Origin of the sequence: uncultured Cedecea sp., assembly GCF_947498825.1 — a bacterium.
Lineage (GTDB): Bacteria > Pseudomonadota > Gammaproteobacteria > Enterobacterales > Enterobacteriaceae > JGM124.
On the sequence record NZ_CANMLV010000044.1, the window covers coordinates 1 to 9,321 of the forward strand.

General features: G+C 45.0%; 7 protein-coding genes, 1 pseudogene and 1 riboswitch. Of the genes and pseudogenes, 3 read left to right on the forward strand and 5 right to left on the reverse strand.

Annotation, left to right across the window (positions count from 1 at the left end; all coding sequences use genetic code 11):
* Nucleotides 1–179: 179 nt before the first annotated feature.
* Both murI and btuB read right to left on the reverse strand, forming a co-directional pair.
* A complete protein-coding gene (murI, locus tag Q1A40_RS22575) occupies nt 180–1,046 on the reverse strand; it encodes a glutamate racemase (protein ID WP_300005960.1) in 867 nt (288 codons plus the stop codon).
* Nucleotides 991–2,838, reverse strand: coding sequence for a TonB-dependent vitamin B12 receptor BtuB (gene btuB, locus Q1A40_RS22580; RefSeq protein ID WP_300005979.1), 1,848 nt, complete (start codon nt 2,836–2,838; stop codon nt 991–993). The genes murI and btuB overlap by 56 nt, the downstream gene beginning before the upstream one ends.
* Before the next feature lie 67 nt (nt 2,839–2,905).
* A riboswitch (cobalamin riboswitch) is annotated at nt 2,906–3,088 on the reverse strand.
* A gap of 121 nt (nt 3,089–3,209) precedes the next feature.
* On the opposite strand from btuB, the gene trmA reads away from it, so the two are divergent.
* Nucleotides 3,210–4,313, forward strand: a complete 1,104-nt coding sequence (gene trmA / locus Q1A40_RS22585) for a tRNA (uridine(54)-C5)-methyltransferase TrmA (RefSeq protein ID WP_300005963.1) — start codon at nt 3,210–3,212, stop codon at nt 4,311–4,313.
* Between the two features lie 298 nt (nt 4,314–4,611).
* On the opposite strand, the gene Q1A40_RS22590 is transcribed toward trmA, so the two are convergent.
* Nucleotides 4,612–4,788: a hypothetical protein gene (locus Q1A40_RS22590; protein WP_300005965.1), complete on the reverse strand. Its 177-nt coding sequence runs from the start codon at nt 4,786–4,788 to the stop codon at nt 4,612–4,614.
* Between the two features lie 299 nt (nt 4,789–5,087).
* On the opposite strand from Q1A40_RS22590, the gene Q1A40_RS22595 reads away from it, so the two are divergent.
* Both Q1A40_RS22595 and Q1A40_RS22600 read left to right on the forward strand, forming a co-directional pair.
* A complete protein-coding gene (locus tag Q1A40_RS22595) occupies nt 5,088–5,234 on the forward strand; it encodes a hypothetical protein (RefSeq protein WP_300005968.1) in 147 nt (48 codons plus the stop codon).
* A 31-nt stretch (nt 5,235–5,265) separates the two neighbouring features.
* Nucleotides 5,266–5,778 (forward strand): annotated as a pseudogene (locus Q1A40_RS22600) (DUF4276 family protein); the annotation flags it as partial.
* Between the two features lie 317 nt (nt 5,779–6,095).
* Here Q1A40_RS22600 and Q1A40_RS22605 read toward each other — a convergent pair.
* Both Q1A40_RS22605 and Q1A40_RS22610 read right to left on the reverse strand, forming a co-directional pair.
* The gene (locus tag Q1A40_RS22605; protein ID WP_143683508.1) at nt 6,096–6,500 is read right to left on the reverse strand and encodes a ribonucleotide reductase subunit alpha; all 405 of its coding nucleotides are present in this window, start codon (nt 6,498–6,500) and stop codon (nt 6,096–6,098) included.
* 212 nt (nt 6,501–6,712) lie between these two features.
* Nucleotides 6,713–9,118, reverse strand: coding sequence for a nitric-oxide reductase large subunit (locus tag Q1A40_RS22610; RefSeq protein ID WP_300005975.1), 2,406 nt, complete (start codon nt 9,116–9,118; stop codon nt 6,713–6,715).
* Nucleotides 9,119–9,321: the final 203 nt, after the last annotated feature.

A 9,321-nucleotide genomic window follows, 5' to 3' on the forward strand; every position in this document is an offset into this window, starting at 1 on the left:
GTCGCGAGGTGACGTATATTACGTTTTCCTCTTTCAAAGTCAAGCGTTTATTTTTCGCTTTTCTTTGACTGGCTCGGCGATTCGTAAACCGTTGTTCCGTGTCAGTGGAGGCGCATTATAGGGAGTTCTTCGCGACTGACAACCCCCTAATTTAAAATAATTAACTGACCGTCGTTTTTTTACTCAAAATGGTCAGAAAGCGTCAGTTTTTCCAGTTTTGAAAAGCCATAACGCTGTAATACGGGTATTAATTGTGCTGTTTCTGGAGTTAATGCCAAGCAGTACGCGACACTTTCATCTGTAGATACAGCACTTGGCGCTTCATGTTCCAGTAACCAAACGGTACGCCGTGCAATCGCGGCCCCAGAATCAATCAATCTTGTACCCGGCGGAAGGACTTCAAGTAGTTCCTCTTGTAATAGAGGAAAATGAGTACAGCCTAATACCACGGTATCCGGTGGCTCAGTCATTCGCAGCCATGGCCGTAAAATACGACGGAGCTCATCCAGAGGCACTGACTCACCATGTAATTTCGCCTCAGCCAGTTCGACCAGCTCCGCCGAACCCAGCATCTCAATTTTGCACTCTGCCGCAAAGCGAGCGACCAGCTCATGGGTATACGGGCGTTTTACCGTGCCACGCGTTGCCAGTAATCCCACCACACCATTAGCGGTCATACGCGCTGCAGGCTTGATGGCCGGAACCACCCCCACAACCGGGAAGTTGAATTTTTCACGCAGGGCAGGCAAAGAGACAGTACTTGCGGTATTACAGGCGATCACCGCCAGAGCAAGGGGGGATTGTTGCTGTACCGTTGAGACAATAGATAAGACGCGCTCAACGATAAACTCTTCGCTTTTCTCACCATAAGGAAAGGCAACATTATCGAAGACATAAATGTAATGAAGATTCGGCAGCAGCTGCCGAATCTCATTATAGACAGACAACCCACCAACGCCGGAGTCAAACACCAGCACAGTAGGGCGCGGATCAGAAGGTGTAGCCGCCAGACAAGTAGTATTCACGTCCTGGAGTTTGGTAGCCATAAGCTGTCTCGTAATCTTTATCGAACAGGTTGGCTATTTTACCACGAATGGTGAGATGTGAAGTGACTGGATATGAAACAGCAATATCCCACAGGCTGACTCCGCCCATTTTTACCGACTGCTCCGGATATGTTGAGTAGTCCTTATCATAGCGAATACCAAGATAGTGATAGGTCAGACTCCAGTCCAGTTGTTCAACTTGCCAGTCTAACTGATATTTAACCTGCTGCTTTGCTCGACGCAAGAGTGATTCATGGGTCTCACTGTTACGAGCATCTACATAGTCATATCCCACTTCATGCCTAAGGGGACCAGTATCAAAAGAGGCTGTCGCTTCAACACCTTTAATACGTGCTTTAGAAACATTATAATATTGCCATCCAGTACCAAGGTTCGAATCGATAAGATCTTCAATATCGTTGCGATAACCAGAAACACGCCAGTTTACACTACCAGTCACGCCTTCGAATGCGCCTTCCCACTGTTTACTTCTCTCTGGTTTTAACTGACTGTTGCCACCCCATCCGCCATATAATTGTCCAAAATTGGGCGCTTTAAATGCCGTACCATAAGAGGCGATGAAACGATAACCGTCGATAAACTCCCATGCAGAACTGCCTTGCCAGGTTCCGTGGTTACCAAACTGAGAGTTATGATCGTTTCTGACCGCACCTTCGAAGGTAAAATCGCTAACCTTCTGTAACCCGGTCAAGTAAATACCGGTGTTACGCTGCGTATAACCATCAGTAAGAGAATTAGTACCCGGCTCCGTAGTCAATTTCTGCCAGTCTACCCCCGCACCAATATGTCCTTTACCCACATCAACACTGTTAATCGACTGCACATTATATTGCTTTATATCGTTGAACGTGGCCGTTGAGTCATAACGGCCTTTGCGTGGATCATAATTGTACTCTTTGGTGTGGCCATAACTGGAGATAAGCTGGGAGTGGAAAATATCATGACTAAAGTTCAGGCCGGTATCCCATGTCTGGCTATATATTTTCTGGGTATCAACAATCTTACCGCTGCTAGCAAAGCCATCATAATCCGTGCGATTATCGTAGCCATAACCACGGAAAAAACCGCTGAACCGATCGGAAAAATTGTGGTTAACGGACCCAAACAATACCTTACTCATAAACCCATCACGATCGGGTTGCCGCTGGTCTCCGTAATTTCCGTCAGCGACAACGTCGAAGCCCTTAGTGTAGGTATAATTGCCTGCCAGAGTTGCGCGAGTATCATCACCCAAATTTTGCTGGGTTGTCGCATCGTAACTCTGGTAACCATTTGAGCCTATACCTGCGGTCAGAGTGCTACCTATTTTATCACTCGAGGTAATAATGTTGACTACGCCACCAATCGCGTCTGATCCATAAATAGCAGCGCGTGGCCCACGGATATATTCAATGCGCTGTACCAAAGAAATAGGAAATTGGCTTAAATCAGAGGAGCCCGTGATCCCTGCCTGATTCAAACGAATACCATCAACAAGAATCAACGCATGGCTGGAGTTAGTACCACGAATAAAGAGCGATGACTTTTGTCCCATTCCCCCATTTTGTCCAATATCAATACCGGGTAAACGGCGCATCACATCCGTTACTGTTTTAGACTGCCACTGCTCAATTTGTTCACGAGTAACAACAGAAACCGGAGCCAGTACCGTATTCACCGGTTGCTGAAAACGGTTAGCCGTCACCACCAGGTTCTCTGAATTATTGTTTTGCGCCCAGACGGAAAAAGCTGTGGCGGATAAGACCGACAACAGCGAAAGTTGCTTAATCATCATTTATAGAGCATCCACTTTATACCAGGATGCCGCAGACATAGCAGATAGCACGCGATAGCTATGTTTATTGCGACGTGAGTCCGGCAGGTCTTCGGGCTTGGTGACGTTGTTCAGATGAAGACTTCCCGCTTTTAAAGCAGTGTCTGCAAAATGCGATCATCCTGTCATTCCTTACCGCTGCGCGTCAGCCCCAGAATTGCACTGGGTTCCCTTTTAACTCCAGGAGGCCGGAAGCATATGCTAACGTCAACATCAGATGGATGTCCAGACTTCCATTTAAACTTCTGCTGATATCAGGCTGGACATCCCTGACTGAAGCCCTACAATCGCCGCGTAATAAGTATTAACTGACGACTGGATAGCTTGCCATGACCCCTGAACTTCTCCCGATAGCGCAGTATGAAGACCAGCTCGCTGAAAAAGTCTCACGCCTGGAAGCGATGATGGCCCCTTTTTCAGCCCCCGCACCCGAAGTATTTCGCTCACCCACGAGCCACTATCGGATGCGCGCAGAGTTTCGTATCTGGCATGATGGCGATGACCTCTACCACATCATGTTTGATCAACAAACCAAGAGCCGCATTCGCGTTGACAGTTTCCCGGCGGCCAGCGAACTGATTAACGCTTTGATGCCTGCAGTACTGGACGGCGTACGTCATATCCCTGCCCTGCGTCACAAACTATTCCAGATTGACTACCTCACCTCTCTTAGTGGTCAGGCGGTGATTTCACTGCTCTACCATCGTAAACTTGATGAAGAATGGCAGCACCACGCCGAGGCGCTGCGCGATAATCTGCGAGCCGCAGGCTTTAACGTGCATTTAATTGGCCGGGCGACCAAAACCAAAATTGAACTGGACAGAGATTATATTGATGAGTGTCTGCCGGTTGCGGGTCAGGATATGATCTATCGCCAGGTCGAAAACAGCTTTACTCAGCCTAATGCTGCGGTAAATATTCACATGCTGGAGTGGGCGCTGGATGTGACCCAAAATTCACGCGGTGATCTGCTGGAACTGTACTGTGGCAACGGTAACTTCTCGCTGGCTCTCGCGCGTAATTTTAACCGGGTACTGGCAACAGAGATTGCCAAACCGTCAGTGGCTGCAGCCCAGTATAATATTGCCGCGAACCAGATTGAAAACGTTGAAATTATTCGCATGGCAGCGGAAGAATTTACCCAGGCAATGAAGGGTGAGCGTGAGTTTAACCGTCTGAAAGGTATCGATTTAACCAGCTATCAATGCGAAACCATTTTTGTCGATCCACCCCGCAGCGGGCTCGATAAAGATACGCTCAGCATGGTACAAGCTTACCCGCGTATTCTTTATATTTCCTGCAACCCAACCACCTTGAGTGAAAACCTCGAAACTCTGAGCCAGACACATCGTATTGAACGCCTGGCGCTGTTTGACCAGTTCCCTTATACCCATCATATGGAAGCAGGTGTGCTTATAGAACGCATTAAATAAGGGTTTAAACGGTTTTTAATCGTAGCAAAAATCGCTCTGGGTACGGCTTGGGGTACGGGAGAATCTAAAATGCTCGATTGCTATGATTGGATTTGATGTCAACGCCACCAGCTTTGCGCGTGGCGTTTTTGTTTTGGACATCACTAAATCAGAGATCAGTACGCACTCATTTTTCAGAAACAATCCGTTCTGAGTACTAAAGCACCCAGGCTATTTTTTAGTTTGCTTGGTGTACTCCTGCTCTATGAGATACTCAACAAGTCTGTTTTTCTTCATATCCAGAGCTCCAGACAGGAGGTCAATTTTCTTTTGCAGAGACATGGTGTTTTAATTTGCAAGATAAATAGGTTTTTGTTGCATCGGGATTGCAATATTGATCGCCTCGGAGGGCGCGTGCAGCAAGGATTTCTGCGGCCGCGTCGAGCACCCTGTCCGCCGTAACAGGACCATCAAAATAGTAGTTATTTTCGCGCATAAAAATCGCCTAAAAATGAAACCGTTGAGGTATGCACGAAGATGATATCTATCTGAAATTGTTTTGATTGCTATGGGTCAGCAACGGAAAATCGTGGTATTTTCAGCTATAAAGTGACGGTTTTGAGGTATAATCGCCCATCAATCGAAATGCGCTTAGTTCTGCTAAATCAACAAACCATTCAATCAACAATACGTCGTAATCAGACACGAGGAAGCCAATGAGTAAGATAGACAAGTTAACCATCCAGGGTTTTAAGTCTATCTACGCAATCCGTTCCACTACTTAATGAATTTGAATTGGATGACCTTATTGTTGTAGAGCGTGAAGAAGCCGCATCGACATTTAAACGCTTAGATGCTGATAAATTCCGTACGTGGCTAGATGATTATTCGGTTGGCGAGCTATGGGAGAAAAACATCATTGATGGGAGACCATCAAAATGACCATAGTGCATGAAACTTCAAGTTTGAACGACTTGCTCCTGATATCGAAAAGCATTTGCTGGCAGATCAACAGTGCTATTGCACCACCTTCTTTGATTTCTACGGGTTACCAGAAAGCTTCCCTGGTAAGAATACCGTCGATGCCAATGCACCTGTCGCCGTTAAGGCTCAAACACTACAAAACGCATTCGCAGAAAAATTGACTGAAAAAATCGGTGCTAACGCTATGCGTCGGTTTATTCCTTACGTGCAGATGTACGAGTTTGAAGCACTTCTCTTTAGCGATCCGATAAAGATGGCTCAAGGTATGGATAGAGTAGGACTTGAAGCGGCCTTTACCCAGATCGCACATGGCTTCGACTCCCCAGAACGTATAAACAACAGCCCGCAAACAGCACCAAGTAAGCGCATCGAAAAACATATTTTCGGCTATGAAAAACCACTTTTAGGAACTTTGGCAGCTTTAGAAGTGGGCCTAGATACTATGCGTGAGAAATGCCCTTTGTTTGATACTTGGCTAAAAAATATAGAAGCGCTTATTTAACAGTGCTCGGAGCCATTATCAGACTTTCTTTGCTCTAACGATTTCATTGCAATGTTGGCATTCATTGACCTGAAAATAGTCAGCACTCTGTAAAATCGACCTGTAGCTTTGGTATTTACTGAACTTACATCGATAGGAGGGTTGTTGTGAACGGCGATGTCCGTCTGACCACTGCACGGGCATCGATGATGATGGCGTCCATTTGAGAGGGTACTAGTGCACGTTTACACACAATCCACAAGCGAGCATGAGCATAGATTAAATATTTTGGTAGTGTTAAATGCCGTTAGTATGCGCTTTACAACTGTCTAGTTAGCTTAGTACAGCGCGACTAGTTCACCGCTTTTATTGAAGGTTAAAAACTCTGCAATCATGCCGTTTTGAATTTTTTCCATCATCATTTTTAACGGTTGTGCGGCTTCGTCGCTGTTGGGAGCAAAGCCACCGCGGCCACCTAAGGCAGCTACAAAAGCGATATCCCAATCTATGCCGGTATGGGTAGATTCTTCAACCAGCACTGAAAAGTCTGCAATTTCTTCCGGTAATTTATCAACACAAAGCACAGGCGCTAAAGTGCCACCTTGCTGCTGGGTAAACCTTTGCTGTTGCTCTTCAGTGTAGCCTTTAGGTAATTCTGCTTTGGCGAACACAAACATTAAGCGTTGTGGCTCAGTCTGAGCGTTTGCTTCGCGGATTAAGTCGGCATAAGATTCAATATTCATATTTAACAAGCTCTATCACTATTTTGTTTAGTTTATCAAACCTATTTGTGGTTTATATTGACCATCTTGGGAGGAGCGATGTAACCATTAATAGGTAGATTATCGGTTAAGCGCTGAATAACGATTAAGCATAGAACAACTAAATTCAGTTCGAACTAAAGCGAAAAAAGCACCACAGCAAAGCTGTAGTGCTTTTTATTAGTTTGTTTAACTTAGCTGCTAATTTGCTTAGCTGCTTTAGTGTCAAACACCCCTTTAACAATTTGCCAGCTTACCGCTAAGGCACCTATGATAAAGACCACGTCACCTATAGTGCGGATCCAACGTAGTGTATGCAGTAAATCACTTTGCATAAAGGCTTCACTTCGTGCATACCATAAGCCTTCTGTGGCACTAGCATAAAACTGGATAAAGCCTATTGGTAATAAACTAGTGAATAGCATTAATACTAAGCCCACGTTTAACCACCAGAATGCGGTCTTCATTAGCTTTTCGTCAAACTGCAACTGTGGCCGAATGTAGCGCAATATTAATAAACAGAAGCCTAAGGCTAAGAAGCCATAAACACCAAATAATGCGGCATGAGCATGAGTTGGCGTGGTGTTTAAGCCTTGAATATAATACAGCGCTATAGGTGGGTTAATCATAAAGCCAAACACGCCAGCGCCTAACAAATTCCAAAATGACACGGCAACAAAGAACATTAATGGCCATTTTAAATCTGCCATCCAAGGCGCACGGTTTTTCATCCGCCACTGTTCAAAGGCTTCATAACCTAATACCACTAAAGGCACTACTTCTAAGGCACTAAAAGTTGCCCCAACGGCCATAACCGGGGTAGTGGTACCCGAGAAATATAAGTGGTGGAAAGTACCAGGAACACCGCCTAGCATAAATAAGGATGCCGAGGCTAAGCTAGCACTAGTTGCCATAGTGCGTGACACTAAGCCCATACTATGGAAAATAAAGGCTAAAGATACAGTAGCAAACACTTCAAAGAAGCCTTCTACCCATAAATGAACTACCCACCAGCGCCAGTATTCCATTACCGATAAGTTAGTCCGTTCGCCGTAGAATAAACCGGCGCCATAGAACAAACCAACACAGATAACCGAAGCACCAAATAAAGCTAATAAGTTTTTATCACCTGGGGCTTTAAAGGCGGGCACTATGGCGCGTAGCATAAGCACTAACCAGAATAAAATGCCGATGTATTTAATGATTTGCCAAAAGCGACCAATATCAATGTATTCATAACCTTGATGGCCAAACCAGAAGCTATATTCATGCGGCATAATTTGCATAATGGCAAAGTAGTTACCGGCGAATGAACCTGCCACTAAAGCCACTAAGGCCCAGAATAAAATATCTACGCCAAGCTTTTGGAACTTAGGATCTTTACCGCCATTAATAATAGGTGCTAAAAATAAACCTGCGGCTAAAAAGCCCGTCGCAATCCAGAACATAGCCGCTTGTAAGTGCCATGTACGGGCTAGGCTGTAGGGTAGCCATTCGGTTGTATTTAAACCATAGAAACCATCACCTTCAATGGTATAGTGAGCAGTAAAGCCACCTAAGAACACTTGCAGGGTAAATAGTGCAACTACCACTACAATATACTTGCCCAACGATTTTTGTGAGGGGGTAAGTTTAAGGTTAGCTATAGGATCGAACTTTGGTGACACCGGCTCTTCGTCATCGTGTTTGCGTAAGAATGCCCAAGCCCAAACTAAGGCTCCAACACCAGCAATTAATAAAATAATACTAATTAAAGACCAAATTAAATTTTCAGCTGTAGGCTTATTATCAATTAACGGCTCATGGGGCCAGTTGTTGGTATAAGTGGCTGCATCTGGAGTACGCTCAGTTGAAGCAGCCCAAGCCGTCCAGAAGAAAAACTGTACCATTTGCTCTCTGCGCTCTAGTGAAGGCAGGGTGTTGTTTTTCATTGCATAGTTAGCACGGGTTTCGCTTAACGACGGATCATTACCAAATAATTTAATATAGTGATCAGCAGTTGTTGCAATGGCCTGTATACGGCGACTTGACAGCACTAGGGTGTCAGTGGCTTTATCATAAGTGTTAGTACGATAAGCTTCTTTTAACGCAAACTGTAAGCCATTTTGCTCAGTTGGCGTTAAACTGTCATAAGCTTTGTTATATTGATCTTGAGCGGCAAGCTCTAACCAAGCCAGTAATTCACGATGTAACCAATCTGCAGTCCAATCTGGTGCTTGGTAAGCACCATGACCCCAAATAGAGCCTAGCTGCATACCCCCGACAGATTGCCAGGCAGTTTGACCATCTAAAATACTTTCATTGGTCATTAATACCTTACCGTCTTGGTTAACTACTTTCGCCGGAATAGGTGGAGCAGAGCGGTAAATTTCTGCACCAAAATAACCCAGCACACCAAAGGTAATTGCTAAAACGGTGATTAATACCCACCAGAGTTTACGATATCCAACCATAATCCCTCCAAAAACTACTAATAAAGCGCCAACAAGCCATTTAAAACTCCTATTATTGTAATAATGCATTAGATAGCTATCTAATACTCTAGTAGCAATACAAAAGTTGGGCCAGTTTTTAACCGCAAATTCAGATAATAAGTGCACCACTCATGGTTGAGTAGGTGGCGAGAGATCAACTGCCCATAGGTGGTATTCTAACGTCGCCAAACAATTAGAGTATTACCATGAGCTACAAGCAGTTGATCGAAGGACAACGATACCAGATTCAAGGTAAGCGTCATCCCACCACCGTCTGGTTTATTCCCCCAGTCGCTGTAATTTAGGTGTCCACTTATTTTTGCAGGTGG

Coding starts and splice junctions, on each gene's coding strand:
- Q1A40_RS22605 (WP_143683508.1), bottom strand. CDS start 6,500: ATGAATATTGAATCTTATGCCGACTTAATCCGCGAAGCAAACGCTCAG.
- Q1A40_RS22590 (WP_300005965.1), bottom strand. CDS start 4,788: ATGCGCGAAAATAACTACTATTTTGATGGTCCTGTTACGGCGGACAGG.
- trmA (WP_300005963.1), top strand. CDS start 3,210: ATGACCCCTGAACTTCTCCCGATAGCGCAGTATGAAGACCAGCTCGCT.
- murI (WP_300005960.1), bottom strand. CDS start 1,046: ATGGCTACCAAACTCCAGGACGTGAATACTACTTGTCTGGCGGCTACA.
- btuB (WP_300005979.1), bottom strand. CDS start 2,838: ATGATTAAGCAACTTTCGCTGTTGTCGGTCTTATCCGCCACAGCTTTT.